Raw genomic sequence first — 22605 nt, forward strand, 5'->3', positions numbered from 1 at the left:
TCAGCGCGGGCGGAGGCTCAGGCCTCGACGACGCCCATGATGTCGGATTCCTTCATGATCAGGAAATCCTCGCCCTCGATCTTCACCTCGGTGCCCGACCACTTGCCGAACAGGATGCGGTCGCCGGCCTTCACGTCGAGCGCAACGACCTTGCCGCTCTCGTCACGGGCGCCCGGACCCACCGCGACCACCTGGCCCTCCTGGGGTTTTTCCTTCGCGGTGTCGGGAATGATGATCCCGCCCTTGGTCTTGGTGTCGGACTCCAGACGCTTGACGACGACGCGGTCGTGCAGCGGACGGAACTTCATGGGGATGCCTCCAGGATCAAGGCTTATTGAAAGGATTGGCGCCGGGCTCGGGGCTGTTAGCACTCTCCCCCGGCGAGTGCCAGACAGCTAATCGAGCTGCGGTTTTGATTCAAGAGGGTCGTTGCGGCAATCGGTGCGATTCCTGGCAGCAGTCGCCCCGTCTTGCTGCTAATGCGTTGAAAAAGAAGAAAAATTTTTGTTGCCTGCCGCAGCCGCGAACGGCACACTTTCACAAAAGAATCATCAGGACGCAGCGGAAGGACGCCACCGGTTCCACCATCACGGAGGCAGAGCATGGCCAGTCTGGGTCTTCAGCTTCGCGATTACCGCCTGACCACGGCGGAGATTCTGTACCACATGCCGGACCACCCGCACCTGCTGCAGAGCTATCTCTGGCAAGAGTTGGACATCGCTCCCGGCTACCCGGTGCTGCGCCGGTTCCTCGATTTCTGGCAGGCCAACCTGGACGGCAAGCTGCATTCGGTGAAGCTGGCGACCCACCGCCTGATCACGCCCGGGGAAACCCGCGCGGTGGCCGCCGAATTCCGCTGGACCTGACGGCCCGCACACCTCCTCCACCGCGGGTAAATGTGAAAAAATAAACCATTATTAAGTGATTATCGCTTCCGATAGGCTTCCCCCTGCACGAACCGTCCGTGCCGATGCACGTCCACGACAAGCTGGGGGAATGACGAACATGACGACGCCGGTTTGCGAAGAAGCGGTCAACCTCGTGAAGCACTTCGAGGGTCTTTACCTCAACGCCTATCTGTGCCCGGCGGGTGTGCCGACCATCGGCTACGGCCACACCGCCGGGGTCGAGCTGGGGCAGAGCATCACCTCCGCCCAGGCCGACGATTTCCTGAAGTCGGACCTGACCTCCGCCGCCGCCCAGGTGGACAAGCTGGTCACCGTCGCGCTGAACCCGGACCAGCGCGGCGCGCTGGCCTCCTTCGTGTTCAACCTGGGGGCCGGCAGCCTGCAATGCTCGACCCTGCTGCGCCTGCTGAACCAGGGCGACTACGAAGGCGCCGCCGGCCAGTTCGGCCGCTGGGTCTACGCCACGGTCAACGGGGTCAAGACGCAGCTTCCGGGTCTGGTGAAGCGCCGGGCCGCCGAGGCCGACCTGTTCGAAAGCGCCACCACGCCGCTGCCCCAGGCGGCGGTCAGCACCGCCACGGGCGCGTGACGCAGACCCCCTCTCCCGCCCCGGGAGAGGGAAGGGGCCCACGCGCAGCGTGGGAAGGGTGAGGGTGATGCCAAGGATCAGCGCCTTGATTCTCGACCTTACCCTCACCCGGCGCCTTCGGCGCCACCCTCTCCCGGGACGGGAGAGGGGAAAGAACGTCTCCCCCTCACCCCTTCCGCTGGCCGGTCAACCGCAGGCCGCGGTCGATCCATTGGGCGGTCAGCTTTTCCTGGACGGCGTTCTGGCGCAGCCGCTGGTTCAGGTTGGCGAAGTCCACGCGGTCCAGGCTCTGGTCCTGGTTGAAGCAGGAGAAGACCACCGTTTCCTCGCCGGTCGCCGGGTCGGTGTGCCGTTGCAGGCACTGGGCGCAGATCTCCTTCATCATGCATTGCATGGGCGAGTTGATGGAGCCGATGGCCGCGTGGCCGGGCTTCAGGTAGGGCTTCAGCACGCCGTGCCGGGCCGCCCCCACCGCCGCCATCATGCGGTCGGAGCCGATGGCGACGATGCGGTCCACTGTCTCCAGCGGGATGTCCGCCGGCCCCAGCCCGCCCGCCGCGTAGGCGCGCATGGCCTCCACGATGTTCCCGACGAAACTCAGATCGCCGGGGCGCGTCGGCGTGAATCCCGGCGCCTCGTCGCAGCACCAGACGACGCGATCGGCCGCGGCCTCGATCTGGTCGGTCTTGTAACGGTCCTCCATCCGCTTGTAGCCGGCGAAGTAGACGACGCGGTTGCCGCGCGCCCGGCAGGCCTGCCCGATGGAAAAGAGCACCGCGTTGCCCAAGCCGCCGCCGACCAGCGCCACCGTCTCCCCCTCCGGGATTTCGGTCGGGGCGCCGGTCGGCCCCATCACCACCACCGGGTCGCCGGGCTTCAAAAGGGCGCAAAGGTCGGACGAGCCGCCCATCTCCAGGACGATCAGCGAGAGCAGCCCGGCGTCCTTGTCCACCCAGGCGCCGGTCAGGGCCAGCCCCTCCATCGCCAGCGTGGTCCGGCCGATCCGTTGCGCCAGCGTTTCGAAATTCTGCAGCCGGTAGAACTGTCCGGGTTCGAAACGGCGCGCCGCAGCCGGGGCCTTCACCACCACCTCCACGATGGTCGGGGTCAGGCGGTTGACGCTGTGCACCAGGGGCCGCAGGTCGGCGTTCAGGCGCCGCACCAGAGCGTCCGGCGTCACCGAACTGGGCGCCCGGCGGGCCAGCGCCCGGCTGACCACCGGATAGCCGCGCTTCGCCCCGCCCATCGCCTTCACCACGTTGCCGGCGAAGGACGGGTGCAGGTCGCCGAAGAAGCTGAGGAACCGCCCGTCGGGCGCCCGCGCCATCAGCACATGGGCCTGGCTCGGCTTGGCCTGCCGCTCCGGGGTCACCGGTCGGCCGTCCTCGTCGATGGCGCGGAAGCAGCGTCCGTCCAGTTCCACCCACTCCGGTTCCTCGCGGGCCAGGACGGTGTTCGGCTGGGTGCCGGCGGCGACCAGGATGGTGCGGGCGGGAAGCCGTGCGTCCACGGCGGCGGGCGCCACCACCCCGTCCGGCCCGACCGGGTTGATGGCAAGGTGAATGGCCCGCGCGGCGCCCGTCTCGTCGATCTCCACCCCGCGCGGGGCGGCGCATTCCAGGAAGCGGATGCCCTCGGCCAGACCGTGCGCCACCTCCTCGTGGTTCAGCGTGTAGCTGGGGCTGTCGATCAGCCGCCGTCGATAGGCGATGGTCGAACCGCCCCAGGATTGCAGCAGCGCCGCGACGCGCGGCTCGCGCCCCTGCTCCCCCGCTTCGAGACGCTCCGCCCGGATGGCGCGGGCGTGGGCCAGGAACTCGTCGGCCAGTTCGGCCTCGTCGGGCGTCCAGCGGGCGCGCACCGCGGTCTCCCCCCGCTCGGCCGCCAGGACCTCGTAGCGGGAGAGGAACTTCTCGACCTGGACGGGGTAGTAGGCCAGCGCCTCCGTCGCCGTGTCGATGGCGGTCAGCCCGCCGCCGATCACCACGATGGGCAGCCGGACCTGCAGGTTGGCGATGCTGTCCGGCTTGGCCGCTCCGGTCAGTTGCAGCCCCATCAGGAAGTCCGAGGCCTGCCGCACCCCGCGGGCCAGCCGGTTCGCCATCGGCACGACGGTCGGCTTGCCCGCCCCCATGCACAGCGCGATGTGGTCGAAGCCCAGCTCCAGCGCCCCGTCGATGGTCAGCGTGCCGCCGAAGCGCACCCCGCCGATGATCGTCATGCGCGCCCGGCGTTCCAGCAACAGCCGGATCACCTTCAGGAAATTCTTGTTCCAGCGCACGGTGATGCCGTATTCGGCGACGCCGCCGAAGCCGGCCATCACCCGCTCGTCCAGCCGGTCGTAGAGGTCGCGCACGTCGCGGATCGGCCGGAAGGGCACCCGCGTGCCGCTGGGCAGGACGCCGGAGAGGTCGGCGGGCAGCGGCTCGATCTTCAGCCCGTCGATGCCGACCACCGTGTGGCCGTCGTTCATCAGATGGTGGGCCAGCGTGAAGCCCGCCGGCCCCAGCCCGGCCACCAGCACCTTGTAGCCGCTGTCCGGCCGCATCAGCGGGCGGCGCAGGTCCAGCGGGTTCCAGCGGGTCAGCAGGCTGTAGATCTCGAAGCCCCAGGGCAGTTCCAGCACGTCCTTCAGCGTGCGGGTTTCCGCCTGCGGGATGTCCACCGGTTCCTGTTTCTGATAGATGCAGGCCTTCATGCAGTCGTTGCAGATGCGGTGGCCGGTGGCCGCGCACATCGGGTTGTCGACCACCACCACGGCCAGCGCCCCGATGGGCACACCCTCGGCCTTCAGCGCGTGCATCTCGGAAATCTTCTCTTCCAAGGGGCAGCCGGCCAGCGCGACGCCGAAGGCGCTCTTTTGGAACTCCCCGGTCTTGCGGTCGCGCAGCCCCTTGGAGCAGCTGTCCTTGCCCTGGTTGTGGCACCAGATGCAGTAGTTGGCCTCGTCCAGCGCCCCGGCCAGATCGGTGCCGGGGTCGGTCAGGTGGAAGCCCTGACGCTCGCGGCATGCCTCGTCGGGCAGGCGCATCATGGTGACGCCGTGCACCTCCACCGTCTCCACGGGGACAAGACGCTGCGGGTCGGTGCGGTGCGGCACCTGGAACAGCACGCCGCCGCCGTGCCGGGCGCGCCCGGCCTCGCTGAACACCGCCCAGGCGGCGTATTGGGCGGCGCTGTCGAGCTGGTCGGCGTGGGCCGCCTCGTCCTCCATCCAGGCCAGCACCTGACGGGCGAAGGCGGCCTCGGTCAGCGGGCCGCCCAGCCAGTCCTCCAGCCGCGCGGCCAGTTCCGCCCCGTCGAGCGCCGCCACCGCCTCCGGCCTCACCGCCTTGGCGGCGCGGCGCTGAACGAACAGGCGCTTGGCGGTGTAGAGCGGCGCCAGCGCCGTGTGGCGGGCGCGCAGCTCGTCGAGCGCGGCGCGGACGCCGAACAGCTCGCCGATGAAATCCTCGGCGTGGGGGGCGAGCGCGATCAGAAGGTCGCTTTCCGCCTTGGCCTCCAGCCGGTCGGGCTGGGCGCGGGCGGAGAGCAGCCGGTTGGCGAGCGCCAGGTCCGTGTCGGACAGCCGGGCGAGGAAGGCGCGGTCGAGCCGGGCCAGCCCGTCCTGCCCGTAAAGCTCGTGGAACGACAGGCCGAAGCCGAGGGTGAGGTCCGCCATCGCCGCCCCGCATCCGAAGCCGTTGGTAAGACTGATATTTGTAACACCCGCGGCGCGCCGCCTTCACCCGAAACCGATGTCCCTGGCCGCGGGGTAACCCGTGTCCGTTTGACGCAGCCGGCGCCGCACCCCACATGAGCCGGAAGCCCCTACCCCGCCGGAACTTTTCCGCACCATCCGGAGCCGCCCGTCCGTGACCGACATCACCGCCCCCGCCCTCGCCGGGAAAGACGTCCGCGACCCCGCCTCCACCCGTCCCATCGCCTATTGGCTTCTCGTCTGCTGCGCGATGGTCTTCGCCATGGCGGTGATCGGCGCCATCACGCGCCTGACCGAGTCCGGCCTGTCGATGGTGGAGTGGAAGCCGCTGATCGGCATCCTGCCGCCCTTGTCGGAGGCGGAATGGAACCGCGTCTTCGGCCTCTACCAGACCACGCCGGAGTTCCGCATCTACAATTCGGCGATGGATCTGGCGGCCTTCAAGCAGATCTTCTGGTGGGAGTGGTTCCACCGCTTCTGGGGCCAGCTGATCGGCTTCGTCTTCCTGATCCCCTTCCTGCGCTTCTGGGTCAACGGGCGCATCCCCGCCGACCTGTGGCCGAAGCTGGCCGGGCTGTTCCTGCTCGGCGGGCTCCAGGGGGTGATCGGCTGGTACATGGTCAAGAGCGGTCTGGTCGACCGCCCCGACGTCAGCCAGTACCGGCTGGCGCTGCATCTCGGCACGGCGATCGTGATCTACGGGCTGCTGCTGCGCACCGCGCTGGGGGTTCTCGACCCGCTGCCGCTGGCCGGCTGGGCGACCGAGTCCGGCCGGCTGCGCAAACACGCGCGCTGGGCCCTGGGGCTGACCGGCGTCACCATCGTCTGGGGCGCCTTCGTCGCCGGGACGGACGCCGGGCTGGCCTACAACACCTTCCCGCTGATGGCCGGCCACGTCATCCCGCCGGAGGTCGCCAACCTGACGCCCTGGTGGATCAATTTCTTTGAGAACACCGCGGCCATCCAGCTGACGCACCGGGCGCTGGCGCTGCTGACCGGCCTCGTGGTGCTCGGGCTCGCCCTGCGGGTGTGGGTGGCCCGTTTGCCGGGCCGCGCCGGGAGGGTGGCGCTGCTGACCGCGGCGATGGTGCTGGTCCAGATCGGGCTGGGCATCGCCACGCTGCTGAGCTTCGTGTGGATTCCGCTGGGCGCCGCCCATCAGGCCGGGGCGATCCTGCTGGTGTCCGGCCTGGTCTGGCTGCTGCACGAGCTGCGCCCGGTGCGCGTTCCGAAGCGCTGACGCCGGCCGATTCCCTCTCCCAGGACGGGAGAGGGAACGCTACCAACCTCAATCGTGCTTGCGGATGAATTCCCGCACCGCCGGCATGATGCTCTCGCGCCAGCGCCGGCCGTTGAAGATGCCGTAATGGCCGACGCCCTTCTGGAAATGGCGGGCGCGCATGCCGTCGGGCAGCGAGGCGCAGAGGCGGTGCGCCGACTCGGTCTGGCCGGGGGCGGAGATGTCGTCCAGCTCGCCCTCCACCGTCATCACGGCGGTCCGGCGGATCGCCGCCGGCTCCACCTTGCGCCCGCGCGACTCCATGGTGCCGTTGGCGAGCGAATGCTTCTGGAACACCGTCTCGATGGTCTGCAGGTAGAATTCCGCCGACAGGTCCATCACCGACAGATACTCGTCGTAGAAGCGGCGGTGCTGCTCCGCGGAATCGCCGTCGCCGCGGACGAGGTGGCGGAACAGGCCGACATGCTCCCCGATGTGGCGGTCCAGATTCATCGACATGAAGCCGGAAAGCTGGATGAAGCCCGGATAGACCTGACGGAAGCCGCCCGGATAGTAGGCCGGGACGGTGGTGATGACGTTGCGCTCGAACCAGGACAGCGGGTGGGTCGCCGCCAGCTTCACCGGCACGGTCGGGTTGGCCATCGGGTCGATCGGGCCGCCCATCAGCGTCATGGAGCGCGGCTGCACCGCCTCGTCCCCCGCCGCCATCAGCGACACCGCGGCCAGGACCGGGACCGCCGGCTGGCACACCGCGATGACGTGGGTCTGCGGACCCAGGAAGCGGATCAGCTCCGTCACCGTGTCGATGTAGTCGTCCAGGTCGAACCGGCCGCGCGCCAGCGGCACCAGCCGGGCGTCGATCCAGTCGGTGACGAAGACGTCATGGTCGGCCAGCAGCGCCGCGACCGTGCCGCGCAGCAGCGTCGCGTGGTGGCCCGACATCGGGGCGACCAGCAGGACGCGCGGCTGCGCCGGGGTGCCCTCCGGCTTGGCGAAGTGCAGCAGGTTGCAGAAGGGCTTGCGATGGGCGATGCGCTCGGTCACCGCCACCGTCTCGCCGTTCACCACCGTGGTCTTCAGCCCGAATTCCGGCTTGGGGAAGCGGCGGGTGGTGCGCTCCAGCAGCTCCGCGCCAGCGGCCATGGCGCGGCCGACGCGGGTGTAGGACACCGGGCTGAACGGGTTCTGGAAGGTGTGCTGGGTCGCTTCGGCCAGGAGGCGCATCGGGCGCAGGGCGGCGTGCTGCAGATCGTAGAGATGGTAGAGCAACAGGTCCTCGCTTCGGCGGTTGTTCCCACGCCCGGTCGGCTGGGTGCTGTCATCGGTCGGCCGTCATTGGTCGTATGACCAACCAATAGATAGGCCACTCCTTATCCGAAAGGTCAATAGCCGACACCCGTTCTCGGGCAAAAAACTTACATGAGAAACAGTCAGCCACACGAAACAGACCACGCAACGCTGCACTGCAAAGGAGGCAAGGCAGGAGGATCAAGCCCAAAGAAAAAGGCGCGCCCGCGGAACCGCGCACGCGCCTTGCAGCAATCAATGGCCCGGCATACCCGAGCGGGAATATCGGTTATGGCACCGCCACGGTGGCGCGCACCGGCAGATGGTCGGATGCGCGGCGCGTCAGCACCGTGCGCACCACCTCGTAGGACGGGATGGTCAGCCCGTTGTTCACATAGATGCGGTCGAGCCGCAGCGTGGGCATCCGCGCGTGGAAGCTGCGCGGGCTGGCCCAGTCGGGGAAGGCCTCGGCCAGCTTGCGCAGGCGGGGCGAGTTCGGGGCCCATTCGTTGAGGTCCCCCATGAACAGGGTGGGCAGGGCCGGCTGTTCCTCCAGCCGGTCCACGATGGCGCCGACCTGCCGCGCCCGCTCCCACGGGTCGAGACCGAGATGGGCGACGATGATGCGCACCGGGCGCCCCTCCACCTCGACGATCACGTCGATGCCGCCGCGCGGCTCCCGCCGGCCGACGCTGAGGTCGATGGGCTCGCATTTCAGGACCGGCAGCCGGGTCAGGATGGCGTTGCCGTAATGGGCGTGGGCGTTGTGCTTGGTCGGGCCGGCGTGGGCCTTCAGGCCGGTGGCGCGCTCCAGGAAGGCGAATTGGTCCAGCCCGGATTCGCCGCGGTGGTGCCAGCCGACCTCCTGAAGCCCGACCAGATCGACGTCCAGCTCCTTGATGACCTCGGCGATGCGGTCCGGCGCGAAGCGCGCGTCCAGCCCGACGCAGCTGTGGATGTTCCAGGTCGCCACGCGCAGCGGCGCCATGCCCTCCGGCACCGGGCCGCTGCGGCTGTCGACGCGGCGCTTCGGGCGGCGGACGCGGGCGGCGCGCAGCGCGGAGGCGATCCGCTGCACACGCTCTCGGCTGAATCGGATCACCGCTGTTGGTCTCCCCTCGCTGTTTCTCCGGTGGCCGGCCCTGTGGTTGGCCCAGTTGCCGGCCGTCTCGCCGCCAGGGCCCGCACCAGCCGGTTGCCGGCCCAGCCGAGCCCCAGCGCGGTCACCGCCGCCAGCCCCAGAAGAACCATGTCGGTGGGCGTCGGTTCCGTCAACACACGCTCAAGCTGGTGCCCGAGCAGGTTGAAGACAAGAATTCCCGGCGCCATTCCCAGGATCGTCCCGAACAAATAGTCGGGAAAGCGGATGCGGGAAGCCCCGGCGACGAGGTTCACCACGGTGAAGGGGGCGACCGGCACCACCCGCAGCGCCGCCATGGCCAGCACGCCGCGCTCGCCGAGCGCGTCGCTGGCCCGCCGCACCACAGCACCACCGTAGCGCTCGATGGGGCGCCGGCCGGTGAGCCGCCCCACCCAGAACAGCGCCGCGGCGGAGGCCAGCACCCCGGCGAGCGCGGTGGGAAAGCCCATCCACGGCCCCAGCGCGATGGCCGTCGCCGCGATCAGCAGCAGCACCGGAAACAGCACGAAGCCACCGGCGATATAGAGCAGGATCAGCCACAGCGGCCCGAGGGCCGACTCGCGCAGGCGCTCGAACGCCCCCAGGACGGCGTCCAGCGTCGCCCAGTCGCGCAGCGGCGTGTGGTTCCACAAGCCCCAGACCCCGCCGACCACCGCCAGGATGACGCCCAGCGCCAGCCAGTGGTGGCGCCGCGGGATGCGCGACGGCAGGACGCGCCACACGATGTCCGCCGCGCTGACCGGGCGTTCCGGATCGAAAAGCATGGAGTCGGCGACGGCGGTGGCCAGCAGGCCGGGGTCGGCGTCCTCCAGCGGCTCCAGCGTCCGCCCGCCGGGGCGGCGCAGCGCCTCCACCGCACGGATGAGCGAGCCGGAGCGGCGCAGCTCCGCCGTCACGCTTTCCGGCGCCACCCCGAGATGCTCGGCGATCAGGTCGTCGCGCACCCCGGCGATGGCCTGCCGGGCCTCGCGCCCCTCCGCACGCCCATCCGGCGCCTCCAGCGCCAGATCGCATTCGGTGTCCAGCCCCATCGACCGGTTGTTCAGGTTGGCCGAACCGATGCGCAGAAGCCGGTCGTCCACCACCATCACCTTGGCGTGGATGGTGATGCCGACGCTGCCGGTTTTGGCGCTCTCCGTCCTGGCGATGTAGAAGCGGAAGCGCCCGTGCCGGTCGGCCTCGCGCAGTTCCTTCACCAGCCGGGCGCGGGCGCCGAGCATCACGGTGTTCTCCAGCCAGCTCGATGTGCGGGCGGAGTTGACGACGATCACCTCCGGCCCGTCCGGCTCGGCCAGCCGCGCCTTCAGCGCCTCGGCCACGGCGACCGAGGCGAAATACTGGCTCTCCATGTAGATGAAGCGCTCGGCCGCGGCGATGGCCGCCGTGTAGAGCGCCTCGACCTCCCGCACCTCGGCGCGCCCGTTGTAGCCGGGTTCGGTGCGGGCGATGCCGACGGGCATGTTCCTGAGCAGCGGGACGAGTTGCTGCGGCCAGGGGTCGGGGCTGTCCGGCCCGGCCCGGCGCGCCTTCAGCCGCAGCCGCCGGGGACGTTTTCCGTCGGAAGGGCCGCCACCGCCGCCAAGCACGTCCATGGCGGGCGGCGACAGCACGCAGCCTGTGGCGCGGCGCCAGCGCTCGCGGAACAGGTCGCCCAGCGCGCGGGCGGCGTCGCCGTCCACCGCCATCATCACGTCGTGGAAGGGCTCGTAGGGGGTGCCGTCCGGCTGGCGGCGCAGCGGCTCGTCGGCGCGGTGGGCGCGGGTGTCCCAGCGGTTGGCGGTGATGTCCAGCCCGCCGCAGAAGGCCAGCCGGTCGTCGATCACCAGCATCTTCTGATGGTGGCAGGCCCCGGCGGGATGGTCGCCGTCCAGCCGGTACTGGAGGCGCGAATGGCTGAGCCAGCCGCGCAGGAACAGCGGCTGCGACCAGCGGGCCAGATCGAACAGCTCCGCGAAGTCCCACTTCAGCACATGGATGGTCAGGTCCGGGCGGGTCGCGGCCAGCCAGTTCAGCAGGTTGCCCAGCTTGTCGGGGCGGCGCGGGTGGCGCGCCTGCGGGGTCAGCCGGATGCGGGCGTCGAAGTCCCAGGCGGTCAGGTAGATGCTGCGCCGCGCCTGCCGCATCGCCGCCTTGGCGAGCGCGAAGTAATCTTCCGCATCGACGATGACCCCGACCCGCTCCGCCCGCTCCACCCGCCAGCAGGTGCGGCCGGGCACCAGCAGCGGGTCAGTGGCCACCGTGGAGAGCGACATACTGAGCGTTGGGTCCGGCGGCGTGGATGGGGAGGGCTGGTCGGGCATGGGACGCGGCTGGACCGGGGTTCCTGCGGGGATCGGCATCGGGGGTTCACATATGGTGCGTCCGGGACGGGCTGCGACCGGCCAGGAAGGCGAATGCCCGAACAACACCGCAGCCGCCCAACCCTCCCCGCCCCCCGCCGAGAGGCGAAATTCCATTGCCCGACCGGCCGGGACCTGGGTACCGTCAGGAGGACTCCATTCGTGTCCGCCATTGTCGGATGACCCGCCTGTTGTGATCCGCTTGTCCGCTCCCCCGTCGACTTTGCCCGTCACGGCCGCCCGCTCCCGGCGGGGCCGATGCTGAGCCTCGTCCTGCGCCGGGTGCTGGCCGTGGTGCCGGCCCTGCTGGGCCTCGCGCTCGCCGCCGCCGTGGTGGCCGCGCTGGCGGGACCCGGCTGGACGCCGGCATTGGGCGCCGTGCTGGCCGCCCTGCCGGCGACGCTGGCGCTGGTCCTGCCGGCGCTGGCGCTGGGGACCGGGCTCGGCGCCCTGCTCGGTGTCCTGGGCGGGGTGGGCGCCGTCCTTGGCGGGGTGGGTCCGGCACTGCCGGGCTACCTGCTGGCCGCGGTCTTCGCCGCCACATTCGCGACGGCGCCCGTCCTGCTGGGCCTCGCCGCCCTCGCCCTGCCCGCCGCCGCCCAGGCCGCGACGCGCGCCGGCCGGGCGCGGGCCGGGGCGGAGGACACCGTCCTGCTGGCGGCGCGCGGCCGCGGAATGGACGGCTCCGCCCTGCTGTGGCGGCTCGCCCTGCCATTGGGGCTGTCGGCGGCGGCGGGCGGTCTGCGCAGCGCCGTGGCCGGAACGGTCACCGCAGCGGTGGCGGTGGAAGGGCTGTTCGGGACCGGCGTCTCCGGCGCCGGGCGTCTGTTCGTCGAGGCCGCGCGGGCCGGGGACGCCGGCACGGCCGTCGCCGCGCTCGCCGGGCTGTGCGGCCTCGCCGTGCTGCTGAACGCGCTGGGCGGCGCGTTGCACGGCTGGATCGACCCGCGCGCCCGGACGGCCTGATGCACGGACCCGCCGGCAGCAACTCTCATTGGCGCGACGGCCCCTGGCAAAAGGCCGGGCAGCGGCTGACCGCGCACCGCCCGGCCGCGGCGGGGCTGATCATTCTGGCCGCGCTGATGCTGGCGGTCGCGGCGGGCCTTGTCGCCGGGAGCGGCCCGGTGGGGGCGGCGCTAGCCGCCGGGCACCAGAGCCTGACCTTCGCGCTGCTCGCCGGGCTGGGCGGGGCGGCGCTGGGCCTGCTTTGGGCCGCCACGGCGGTGGCCCTGGGCGAGCGGGCGGAGCGGGCGATGATGGCGCCCGCCGCCGCGCTGACCAGCCTTCCCCTGGCGCTGGCCCTGCCGCTGGCCGGCGGGCTGCTGGGTCCGGAGCGCGGGCTGGCGCCGCTGGTCGTGGTGACCGCCCTGATCGCCGCCCCGGCCGTGGCCGTCATCGCGCGGGACGAGCTGCGCACCCTGCTGCGGCGGGAGTTCCTGAGCGCCGCCCAGGCCGCCGGGATTCCCAACGGGCGCCGGCTGCGCCGCCACATCCTGCCCAACGCCGTCCCGCCGCTCGCCGCCGCGGCCTGGACCGCCCTTCCCCGCGCCCTGATGGCGGAAAGCCTCGCCAGCCTGCTCGGCCTCGGCCTGCCGGAGGGGGTGACCGGCTGGGGAACCGCCATCGGCGCGGCGGCGCGGGCGGGCGACGCCGCCGCATTGGCCGGGCCGGCGCTGCTGCTGGCGCTGACGCTGTGGGCGCTGCATGGGGTGGGCGACGGGATGCGGCTGGCCTTCTCCACGGCCGCCATCACGGGAGGGCGCCGGTGAGCGGAGCGGAAGTGATCGGGCCTGACGACACCGGACCGGACGACGGCGCGCCGCTGCGGGTGGAAGGGCTGTCCCTCCTGACCAGCCGCGACATCCTGCTCGACCGGCTGAGCTTCACTGTCGAAGCCGGCGCGGTGCTGGCCCTGTCGGGTGGCGCCGGGGCGGGCAAGACGCTGCTGCTGCGCGCGCTGGCCGGGCTGGCCCCGAAGGGCGTCACGGTGCTGGGCGACATCCGGATCCGGGGGCGGCGCATCCTGGTCACCCAGGACGGCGCCCTGGACCCGCTTCGCCCGCTGGGTGCCCAGTTCGCGGAGTTGCTCTCCCGACAGTCCGGGCTGGACGAGCGCACCGCCCTGCGCCGCGCCGCCGAGGCGCTGGAGCGCTTCCAGGTGCCCGCCGCCGCGCGCCGGCTGGCGCTCCACTCCCACGAGCTGGGCGAGGCGATGCGCTGGCGGGCCGCGCTGGCGCTGGCCATGGCGGCGGAGCCGGCGCTGCTGCTCGCCGATGCCCCCGCCGCCGCGCTCGACCCCACCCAGCGCGTCCGCCTGTTGAGCGACCTCGCCGCCTGGACGCGGGAAGCCGGAACGGCGCTGCTGCTGGCCGGACGCCCGCAACCTGATCCAATCCAGGCCGATCCAATCCAGGCCGATCCGGTTCCTTCCGGTCTGGCCGACCGCCGGCTGATCCTGGCCCATGGGCGTCTGGAAGAACCGGAGGAGGCCCCCACCCCCGCCCCGCCCCCGGTGGAGCCGGCGCCCTCCGGCCCGCCCATCCTGTCGGTGCGCGACCTGCGCGTCGCCTTTCCGCTGGGGCGGAGCTGGCGCGGGGAGGAGCGCTGGCTGACCGTCGTGGACGGCCTGTCCATCGCGCTGGCCGAGGGCGAGACGCTGGCCCTGCTCGGCGAGACGGGCAGCGGCAAGTCGGTGCTGGCCCGCGCCATCCTGCGTCTGGTCCCGCCGGTCGGCGGTCAGGTGTCCTGGCTGGGGACCGACCTCGCCGCCGCCCCGCCGGAGGCGATGCGCCGGGCGCGGCGGGATCTGCAAATCCTCTTCCCCGATCCGCTGGCCGCCTTCGACCCGCTGATGACCATCGGCGCGCAGCTCACCGAGACGCTGGAGTCGCTGCGGCCCACCCGATCTTCAGCCGACCGCGCCGCCCGGCTGGCCGAGGCGCTGGAGGAGGTCGGGCTGCCCGCGGCGGTCCTCGACCTCCATCCCGGCGCGCTCCGTCCGGCGGAGGCGGCGCGCGCCGGGCTGGCCCGCGCCCTGCTGCCGGAGCCGCGCCTGCTGGTCTGCGACGAGCCGGCGGCGGCGCTCGACGGGGTGGAGCGGGCGGACTTCCTGGCCCTGCTGCGGGCGATCCGCCGCCGCCGCCGGCTGGCCCTGCTCTACGCCACCCAGGACGCGGCGGAGGGCCTGCGGATCGCGCGGCGGGTGCTGGTCCTCCTGCTCGGCCGGATCGTCGAGTCGGCGGACAGCGCGGTGCTGGCGGCCGGGGCCCGCCACCCCTACAGCCGCGCCCTGATCGCGGCGGCCGGCCTCGCCCGCCCGGCGCTGCACGGCGATCCGCCGTCCCCTCTGCGGCCGCCGACCGGCTGCGCCCTGCGGCTGCGCTGTCCGCTCGCCCATGACGGTTGCGCCCAGGTTCCCCCAACGCTCGACCCCGTGGCGCCGGGCCACCGAGTCGCCTGCCATGTCGCACAGGACGAGACCCAAGACGGCGCCCAGGTTGGCGGAAGAGCCCCCTAACCCCCTCGCCGGAGCCCGCCGGAGCCTTGGGCGCAGCCGCAATTCCGTCCCAAAAAGGTCTGAAACTGCGCGGGTTGGCAAGGAGGCGGGCACGGGATAACGTCCCCGGCCTTCACGCCCGCATTGCTGAAATCACGGAAAAGGACAGGGATGCTTCGCGCACGCACCCGGTGGACGGTCCCCTGCATGGGCGCACTCGCCGTCCTTCTGCTGCTTCTCGCCGGCCTCGCCGCGCCGTCGCTGGCCGCCGGCCCCGTTCCGGGCGCCTCCATGCCGGCCCCCGCCGCCGCGGCCCCGGCGGAACCCGCCGCCTCGCCCGATCCGACGCCCGAGCAAATGCAGGCGATGATCACGACACTGGAGGACCCGGCGGCCCGCGCCCGGCTGGTCGAGCAGTTGAAGGCGCTGGTCGCCGCGCAGAAGGGGCTGGAGCAGGCCAAGGCCGAGGAGGCCCCGGCGGCCAGCACCCTGCCCGAAACCATCGGCGCCAGCGCCCTGTCCTTCCTGGCCGAGCGCATGGACGTGCTGAGCCGCCAGCTCGTCCAGGTCGGCAACGTCTTCAAGGAGTTGCCCGGCGCCATCGAGTGGGCGAACCGGCAGATGGTCGACCCGTCCGCCCGCGACCGCTGGGTGCAGATCGCCATCCAACTGACGATGATCCTGACCGCCGGTCTGGCGATCGGGCGCTTCGTCGGCTGGCTGCTCGCCCGCCCGCGCAACGCGCTGGCCGCCCGCCGGGGCACCACGACGCTGGTGCGCTTGCCGCTGCTGCTGGGCCGCGCGCTGCTGGAACTGGCGCCCATCGCCGCCTTCATCGTCGTCGGCTACGCCATCCTGTCGGTCAACGAGCCGGGGCCGCGCGTCCGGCTGGTCGCCCTGGCCGTCATCAACGCCACCGTCATCCTGCAGATCCTGCTGGTGGCCGCCCGCATCCTGATCTCGCCCTTCGCGCCCTCCCTGCGCATGGTGCGGATGGGCGACGCCAACGCGCTGCGCCTCTACCGCTGGGTCCGCCGGCTGGCCGCGGTCGGCGTCTACGGTTATTTCCTGGCGGAGGGTGCCTATGTGCTGGGCCTGCCGCTCGGCGCCTACGGCGCGCTGCTGAAGCTGCTCGGGCTGGCGATCGCCGGCATGCTGATCGCGCTGATCCTGCAGAACCGCCGCATCGTCGCCGACTGGATGCACGGCAACCCGCTGTCCGGCGACGGCGACCCGGCGGCCACCGCGGAGCGCGAGTCGGAGGGCCAGGGCGCCGTCCTGCGCTCCGCCCGCCGCCGCTTCGCCGACGTCTGGCACGTTCTGGCGATCATCTATGTCGTGGTGACCTTCGGCGTCTGGGTGCTGAACGTCTATGGCGGGTTCGAGTATCTGGCCCGCGCCACCGGCATCACCATCCTGGTCGCGGTGATCGCCCGGCTGCTGGTCAACGGCATCAACCGCGGCCTGCGCCGCGGCCTGCGCATGGTCCCCGAGAGCCAGGGCGCCCTGCCGCCGCTGAAAGACCGCGCCTCCCTCTACCTGCCCTTCCTGCACCGGGTGGTGAAGACGGTGATCTGGGTCGGTGCCGCGATGATGATCCTCTACGGCTGGGGCTTCGACACGCTGGCCTGGACGGACACCCGGCTCGGCCAGCGCATCCTGCGCAGCACGGTCACCATCGGCCTCCTGCTCGTCGGCTCCATCGTCGCCTGGGAGGTGGTGAGCGCGATGATCGAGCGCTTCCTCGCCTCCACCGACCGCAACGGCACGCGGATCGAGCGCAGCGCGCGGGTGCGCACCCTGCTGCCGCTGCTGCGCAACGCCTTCCTGGTGGTGCTGGTGACCATGGTGTCGCTGATCACCCTGTCGGAGCTGGGCGTCAACATCGCGCCGCTGCTGGCCGGTGCCGGTGTGGTCGGTCTGGCCGTCGGTTTCGGGTCGCAGACGCTGGTCAAGGACATCATCACCGGCCTGTTCATCCTGTTCGAGGACAGCATCTCCATCGGCGACGTGGTGGACGTCGGCGGCGGCCATTCCGGCGTGGTCGAGGCCATCTCCATCCGCTCCATCCGGCTGCGCGACGGGTCCGGCGCCATCCACACGGTGCCCTTCAACTCGGTCAGCACCGTCAAGAACATGTCGAAGGATTTCTCCTACGCCCTGTTCGAGGTGCGGGTGGCCTACCGCGAGGACCCCGACCGCGTGATCGAGCTGCTGAAGGACATCGGCACCGGCCTTCAGGCCGACGCCCTGTTCGCGCCCGACATCATGGCGCCGCTGGAGGTGATGGGCCTGGACAAGTTCCAGCCCGACTCGACCCAGCTGATCACCGCGCGCTTCAAGACCCGCCCGACCAAGCAGTGGGGCGTGTCGCGCGAATTCAACCGCCGCATGAAGAAGCGCTTCGAGGAGCTGGGAGTGGAGGTGCCGACCGGCTCCATGCAGCTCATCGTCGGCGGGAACCACCCCGACCGCGCTCTGGCCGAGGCGCTCAGCCAGGGCTCGTGACGCGCGACACCGGCGGTCAATCCAGTGACCGCCGGTCTCAGTCGTTGCGCAGCAGCGGGGCGGAGGGCTGGCCGAGCGCCCGCCACGTCCCGAGGAAACCGAAGGCCAGCGTGATCGCCGTGCTGAGCAGCGCCGTGGTCAGCACCGCCGACGGCAGGAACGTCCAGTCCCAGCGCATCAGGAAGGTCATCACCGCCCAGGCCGTGATGGTGCCGATGACCCCGGCGATGGCCGCGGTCAGGATGCCGAGCAGACCGTATTCCAGCAGGAACGCCTTCAGCACGTCGGCCCGCGTGGCGCCGAGCACCTTCAGCACCACCGCGTCGTAGACCCGGCGGCGGTGCCCGGCGGCGACCGCGCCGGCCAGCACCAGCGTGCCGGCGGCCAGCGTGATGCCCGCGGTGATGCGCACCGCCGTGCCGATGTGGCCCAGCATGGTGCCCACCGTGTCCAGCGCGTCCTTCACCCGCACCAGCGTGACGTTGGGGAAGCGCTGCAGGACGGAGCGCTGCACCTCCGGCTCCGCCGCCGGGGTGCTGCGGACGGTGGCGATCCAGGTCTGCGGCGCCCGCTCCAGCGTGCCCGGCGCGAAGACCAGGGCGAAGTTGATGGCCAGAGTCGAGAAGTCGGCGGCGCGCACGTTGCCGACCGTCGCCTCGATGGTGCGGCCCAGGACGTTGATTCCCATGGTGGCACCGGGACCGATGCCGAAGGCGCTCGCCACATTCTGGTGGATGGAGATCAGCGGCGCCCCCTTGTAGTCCTCCGGCCACCAGGAGCCGGCGACGATCTCCGAATGCTCCGGCAGCCTGGCGGAATAGGTGATGCCGCGGTCGCCGGACAGCACCCAGGACTGCTCGGGGTTGACCAGCGCCTTTTCCGCCGGCTGGCCGTTCACCGTCTCGATCCGCCCGCGCAAGCTGGGCACCGCTTCGAACCCGCTGGTGCCGGGGAGGGCGCTGACCATCTGTTTCAACGGCTCGAACTGGTCGGGCTGGATGTCCACGAAGAAGAAGCTGGGCGCGTCCTTCGGGATCGTCTCGTTGACCCGGCGGGAGAAGTTGCCCTCGATCAGCGCGATGGCGACCAGCACCGTCAGGCCGAGGCCGAGCGACAGCACCACCGCCCCGGTCGGGTTGCCCGGCCGGTGCAGGTTGGCGAGCGCCAGCCGCAGCCCCGGACGGCGGGGCCGCCCCGCCGCCGCGGCCCCGCGCACCACCAGCCACGCCGCCACGCGGAAGGCGAGGAAGGTGGCGATGGAGCCGCCGACGAACCAGGCGGCGAACATCCTGTTGTGGGCGGTGGCGACGGCCAGCCCGGCCAGAGCCGCCACGGTCAGCGCCATCGCCGCCAGATAGACCGCGCGCGGGCGGCCCCCGGCGGGGGCGACGACGTCGCGGAACTGCGCCGCCGCCGGCACCTCCCGCGCGCGGCCCAGCGGCCACAGCGAGAAGGTCAACGCGGTCAGCAGGCCGTAGAGCGCGGCCAGCGCCAGGGCGCCCGGGTAGACGCCGATCCGGGTGGGCACCGGCAACACCTGATCGAGCAGCGAGCCCAGCCCCAGCGGCGCCACCGCGCCGAGGAGCAGCCCGAGCAGGATGCCCAGCCCGGACAAGGCGAGGATCTGCAGCAGATAGACCTGGAAGACCAGATCGCCCGGCGCGCCCAGGCATTTCAGCGTGGCGATGGTGCGGGCGCGCGAATCGAGATGGCTGCGCACCGCGTTGCCCACCCCGACTCCGCCGACCAGCAGGGCGGTCAGCCCGACCAGCGTCAGGAACAGCGTCATGCGGTCGATGAAGCGCTCGATCTGCGGGGAGGCGTTGGTGAAGTCGCGGACCCGCCAGCCGGCGTCGGGGAAGCGCGCCGTCAGCGCCGTCTGCCACGCCGCCACGTCGGTGCCCGGCGGCAGCGCCAGCTTGGCGGTCCAATAGACGATGCTGCCGGGCTGGAGCAGACCGGTGCCCTCCAGCGACGGCAGGCCGATCATCACCCGCGGCCCCAGCGAGAAGGCGCCGTTGGACGCGCGGTCCGGCTCCCGCGTCAGGACGCCGCGCACGGCGAACTCGCCCTCGCCCAGGCGCAGCGTGTCGCCGGTCTTCAGCCCCAGCCGGTCGAGCAGCCCGTCCTCGACCAGCGCGCCCCAGCGCCCGTCGCGGTTGGCCAGCGCGCTATGCAGGTCGCCCTCCGGCGCCAGGGCCACGGAGCCGTAGAGCGGATAGACGCCGTCCACCGCCTTCAACTCGACCAGCGTGGACCGCGCGTCGTCGGCGGAGCGGGCCATGGCGCGCATCTCCACCGACTGCGACAGGCGCCCGGCCTGTTCCAGCCAGGCGCGCTGCTCGTCGGTCGGCGGTGCGTAGATCTGCCGCAGAGCGACGTCGCCGCCCAGGATCGCCCGCCCGTCCGCCTGCAGGCCCGACAGCACGCCGCCGGAGACGGAGTTGACCGCGGCGATGGCCGCGACGCCGAGCGTCAGGCAGGCCAGGAAGATGCGGAAGCCCTTCAGCCCCCGCGCAGCTCGCGACGGGCCAGACGGAAGGCAAGGGCGAGGTTGGTCATGGCGTCGTCCGGGGAGTGTGTGGGGGTGCGGGTGGATGGGGAAATGGTCGGATCGGGCCCCCACCCAACCCTCCCCCGCTGCGCAGGGGAGGGCTTTATCTCCTCCCCCTGCGAAGCGGGGGGAGGTAGGGAGGGGGCACGGCTCAGCCATGCCCCCGAAAAAATCAGTCCCCCGCCACGCGCTCGCGCTCGGCGCGGGCGGCCGTGCCGTCGTCGACGATGCGCCCGTCCATCAGGCGCACGGTCCGGTCGCAGCGGTCGGCAAGGGACGGGTCGTGGGTGATCAGCACCAGCGTCGTGCCGCGCCGCTCGGCAAGGTCGAACAGCAGTTCCACGATGGTGGCGCCGGTGCCGATGTCGAGGTTGCCGGTCGGTTCGTCGGCCAGCAGCAACGACGGTTCGGCGACGAAGGCGCGCGCCAGGGCGACGCGCTGCTGCTCGCCGCCGGAGAGCTGGCCCGGATAGTGGCTCAGCCGGTGGCCCAGCCCGACCGCCTCCAACCCGGAGCGCGCGCGGTCGAAGGCGTCGGCGGCCCCGGCGAATTCCAGGGGGATGGCGACATTCTCCAGCGCGGTCATCGTCGGCACGAGGTGGAAAGCCTGGAAGACGATCCCCACATGGTCGCGGCGGAAGCGCGCAAGCCCGTCCTCGTCCAGCCGGCCCAGATCCTGTCCGGCGACGCGCACGGTCCCGCCCGTGGGGCGTTCCAGCCCGGCCATGACCATCATCATGGTCGATTTGCCGGAGCCCGACGGGCCGACCACGCCGACCCGTTCACCGGGCTGGATACGGAGATTCAAGCCTCTCAGGATGTTGACGGGTCCGGCCGCGCTGTCCAATCTCAGATGCACCTCGTCGAGATCGACGATGGCAGAGGCAACGGAATCGGGTCGGGACATTGGCATGCGTCTCTGGAACGGGCGGGGGAACGGGCGGGAAAACCTCACGCCATATGGCATGGTGCGCCGCCATTTCAACATGGCCCTCCTTCGCTCGGGGCTGGCCGCTCTCACCGTCGTTGCGGGAATCGGCATGACCGCTCCCGCATTCGCCCAGGGTGGTACGGGGAAAGGGCCTTACACCCTGCTGGCGCTCGGCGACAGCCTGACCGCCGGCTACGGCCTTCCCGAACCGCAGGCTTTCACGGTGCAGTTGCAGGCGGCGCTGCGGGCGAAGGGCTACGACGTGACCGTCGTCAACGCCGGTGTGTCGGGCGACACCACGGCGGGCGGGCTGTCGCGGCTCGATTGGGCGCTGGCCGACAAGCCGGACGCCGTGCTGGTGGAGCTGGGGGCGAACGACATGCTGCGCGGGCTCGACCCCGCCGCGGCGCGCGCCAACCTCGACGCCATCCTCAAGCGGCTGACCGGCGAAAAGCTGCCCGTGCTACTGGCCGGCATGTACGCGTCGCCCAGCCTGGGCCGCGCGTACGGAGACCGCTTCAACGCCATCTACCCCGATCTGGCGAAGGCGTACGACGTACAGCTTTATCCGTTCTTCCTGGACGGCGTGGCGGCCGACGCCGCGCTGAACCAGCCCGACGGCATCCATCCCAACGCGGCCGGCGTGAAGGTGATCGTGGAGCGCATCACGCCCCATGTCGCCCGCCTTCTGGACGGCATCGCCAAGAGCGGAGACTGACACCCATGGCGACCCTGGCCGGCGACACCGCCACCACCGAGACTTTCTTCAAGGCCGCATCGGCCACCGGCACCGAATGGGGCGCCGTCGTCAAGTCGTGCCTGGACGAGCTCGGCGCGGTGGAGGGCTGCAACCTCGGCTTCCTCTACATCACCGACGCGCTGGCCGAGCACGCGACGAGCATGGTCACGCTGCTTCGCGGCGTCACCGGCATCCGCGACTGGGTGGGCACGGTCGGCATCGGCGTCTGCGCCAACGACGAGGAGATCTTCGACAAGCCGGGCATCGCCGTGATGGTCGCCCGCCTGCCGCCGGAGGGCTTCCGCCTGTTCCCGGTGGTGTCGGGCGACATGGAGCCGTTGCGCCGCATGGCCGGCGGCTGGCTGGACAAGCACGGCGCCATGCTGGCGCTCGCCCACGCCGACCCGCGCCACCAGGACTTGGCCGGGCTGGTCGTTTCGCTGGCGGAATCGACCGGGGCTTTCCTGGTCGGCGGCCTGTCGGCCTCGCGGTCCGAGTTCCCGCAATTCACCATCCCCGGCAACACCGCCACGATGGTGGGCGGGCCGGTGGCGGACGGCGGCGTGTCGGGCGTGCTGTTTGCGCCGCAGGTGCCGGTCGCCACCGGCCTCAGCCAGGGCTGCACGCCCATCGGCCCGGTGCGCACCATCACCGCGGCCGAGGACAACGTCGTCCTGGAGATCGACGGGCGCCCGGCGCTGGAGGTCTTCAAGGAGGACATCGGCGAGCTGCTGGCCCGCGACCTCAAGCGGGTGTCCGGCTACATCTTCGCCGGCCTGCCGATCGCCGGCAGCGACACGGCGGACTATCTGGTCCGCGATCTGATCGCCATTGACCCGCGCGCCGGATGGATCGCCGTCGCCCACCATGTGCAGAGCGGCCAGCCCATCCTGTTCACCCGCCGCGACCAGCAGAGCGCCGAGGCCGACATGCGCCGCATGCTGGCCAACCTGAAGAAGCGCGTGAAGACCACCCCGAAGGGCGCGCTCTACGTCAGCTGCATCGCCCGCGGCCCCAGCCTGTTCGGCGAGGGCAGCCAGGAGCTGGCGCTGATCCGCGAGACCTTCGGCGACATCCCGCTGGCCGGATTCTTCGCCAGCGGCGAGATCTCCAACGCCCGCCTGTACGGATACACGGGCGTGCTCACCCTGTTCCTTTAAGGATCATAGACAA

The 22605-nt window shown here is 71.5% G+C and carries 16 protein-coding genes; 9 read left to right on the forward strand and 7 right to left on the reverse strand.

Annotated features, from left to right (window positions below):
- Positions 1-17 precede the first annotated feature (17 nt).
- Positions 18-308 (reverse strand): co-chaperone GroES, encoded by a 291-nt coding sequence (groES, locus tag D3869_RS07060; protein WP_014239088.1) that lies wholly within the window; start codon positions 306-308, stop codon positions 18-20.
- Positions 309-602: 294 nt separating this feature from the next.
- Between groES and D3869_RS07065 the strand changes: the two genes are divergently transcribed.
- Both D3869_RS07065 and D3869_RS07070 read left to right on the forward strand, forming a co-directional pair.
- Complete coding sequence (locus D3869_RS07065) at positions 603-866, forward strand: usg protein (RefSeq protein ID WP_137139473.1); 264 nt, start codon at positions 603-605, stop codon at positions 864-866.
- A gap of 139 nt (positions 867-1005) precedes the next feature.
- A complete protein-coding gene (locus D3869_RS07070; protein ID WP_137139474.1) occupies positions 1006-1497 on the forward strand; it encodes a lysozyme in 492 nt (163 codons plus the stop codon).
- Between the two features lie 166 nt (positions 1498-1663).
- On the opposite strand, the gene D3869_RS07075 is transcribed toward D3869_RS07070, so the two are convergent.
- A complete protein-coding gene (locus tag D3869_RS07075; protein ID WP_137139475.1) occupies positions 1664-5158 on the reverse strand; it encodes a pyridine nucleotide-disulfide oxidoreductase in 3495 nt (1164 codons plus the stop codon).
- Positions 5159-5351: 193 nt separating this feature from the next.
- Here D3869_RS07075 and D3869_RS07080 point away from each other — a divergent pair, with 193 nt between their 5' ends.
- Complete coding sequence (locus D3869_RS07080) at positions 5352-6437, forward strand: COX15/CtaA family protein (protein ID WP_137139476.1); 1086 nt, start codon at positions 5352-5354, stop codon at positions 6435-6437.
- 48 nt (positions 6438-6485) lie between these two features.
- Here D3869_RS07080 and D3869_RS07085 read toward each other — a convergent pair whose 3' ends face one another.
- From D3869_RS07085 to D3869_RS07095, 3 genes are all read right to left on the reverse strand, one after another.
- Positions 6486-7706 (reverse strand): polyhydroxyalkanoate depolymerase, encoded by a 1221-nt coding sequence (locus tag D3869_RS07085; RefSeq protein ID WP_137139477.1) that lies wholly within the window; start codon positions 7704-7706, stop codon positions 6486-6488.
- A gap of 307 nt (positions 7707-8013) precedes the next feature.
- Positions 8014-8826 carry an endonuclease/exonuclease/phosphatase family protein gene (locus D3869_RS07090; RefSeq protein WP_051658011.1) on the reverse strand — a complete coding sequence of 271 codons (813 nt, stop codon included), beginning with the start codon at positions 8824-8826 and terminating at the stop codon, positions 8014-8016.
- Positions 8823-11117: a VTT domain-containing protein gene (locus D3869_RS07095; protein WP_247895753.1), complete on the reverse strand. Its 2295-nt coding sequence runs from the start codon at positions 11115-11117 to the stop codon at positions 8823-8825. Before D3869_RS07095 ends, D3869_RS07090 begins: the two co-directional genes overlap by 4 nt.
- A 345-nt stretch (positions 11118-11462) precedes the next feature.
- Here D3869_RS07095 and D3869_RS07100 point away from each other — a divergent pair, with 345 nt between their 5' ends.
- From D3869_RS07100 to D3869_RS07115, 4 genes are all read left to right on the forward strand, one after another.
- Entirely contained in the window at positions 11463-12170 is a 708-nt protein-coding gene (locus D3869_RS07100) for an ABC transporter permease subunit (protein WP_137139479.1), read from the forward strand.
- Complete coding sequence (locus tag D3869_RS34415; protein ID WP_137139480.1) at positions 12170-12973, forward strand: ABC transporter permease subunit; 804 nt, start codon at positions 12170-12172, stop codon at positions 12971-12973. Before D3869_RS07100 ends, D3869_RS34415 begins: the two co-directional genes overlap by 1 nt.
- On the forward strand, positions 12970-14721 hold the full coding sequence (locus D3869_RS07110) for an oligopeptide/dipeptide ABC transporter ATP-binding protein (RefSeq protein ID WP_247895754.1): 1752 nt from the start codon (positions 12970-12972) through the stop codon (positions 14719-14721). Before D3869_RS34415 ends, D3869_RS07110 begins: the two co-directional genes overlap by 4 nt.
- A 186-nt stretch (positions 14722-14907) precedes the next feature.
- Positions 14908-17208: a mechanosensitive ion channel domain-containing protein gene (locus tag D3869_RS07115; protein WP_247895755.1), complete on the forward strand. Its 2301-nt coding sequence runs from the start codon at positions 14908-14910 to the stop codon at positions 17206-17208.
- Positions 17209-17245: 37 nt separating this feature from the next.
- Here the strand turns inward: D3869_RS07115 and D3869_RS07120 are convergent, their stop codons facing one another.
- Complete coding sequence (locus D3869_RS07120) at positions 17246-19834, reverse strand: ABC transporter permease (protein WP_349017880.1); 2589 nt, start codon at positions 19832-19834, stop codon at positions 17246-17248.
- A gap of 100 nt (positions 19835-19934) precedes the next feature.
- Positions 19935-20669 carry an ABC transporter ATP-binding protein gene (locus tag D3869_RS07125; protein ID WP_137139482.1) on the reverse strand — a complete coding sequence of 245 codons (735 nt, stop codon included), beginning with the start codon at positions 20667-20669 and terminating at the stop codon, positions 19935-19937.
- Positions 20670-20802: 133 nt separating this feature from the next.
- Between D3869_RS07125 and D3869_RS07130 the strand changes: the two genes are divergently transcribed.
- Both D3869_RS07130 and D3869_RS07135 read left to right on the forward strand, forming a co-directional pair.
- Positions 20803-21411: an arylesterase gene (locus D3869_RS07130; RefSeq protein ID WP_247895756.1), complete on the forward strand. Its 609-nt coding sequence runs from the start codon at positions 20803-20805 to the stop codon at positions 21409-21411.
- A gap of 5 nt (positions 21412-21416) precedes the next feature.
- A complete protein-coding gene (locus D3869_RS07135) occupies positions 21417-22592 on the forward strand; it encodes an FIST signal transduction protein (protein WP_137139483.1) in 1176 nt (391 codons plus the stop codon).
- The last annotated feature ends 13 nt before the right edge of the window (positions 22593-22605 follow it).

It is taken from the genome of Azospirillum brasilense, from assembly GCF_005222205.1.
GTDB lineage: Bacteria > Pseudomonadota > Alphaproteobacteria > Azospirillales > Azospirillaceae > Azospirillum > Azospirillum brasilense_G.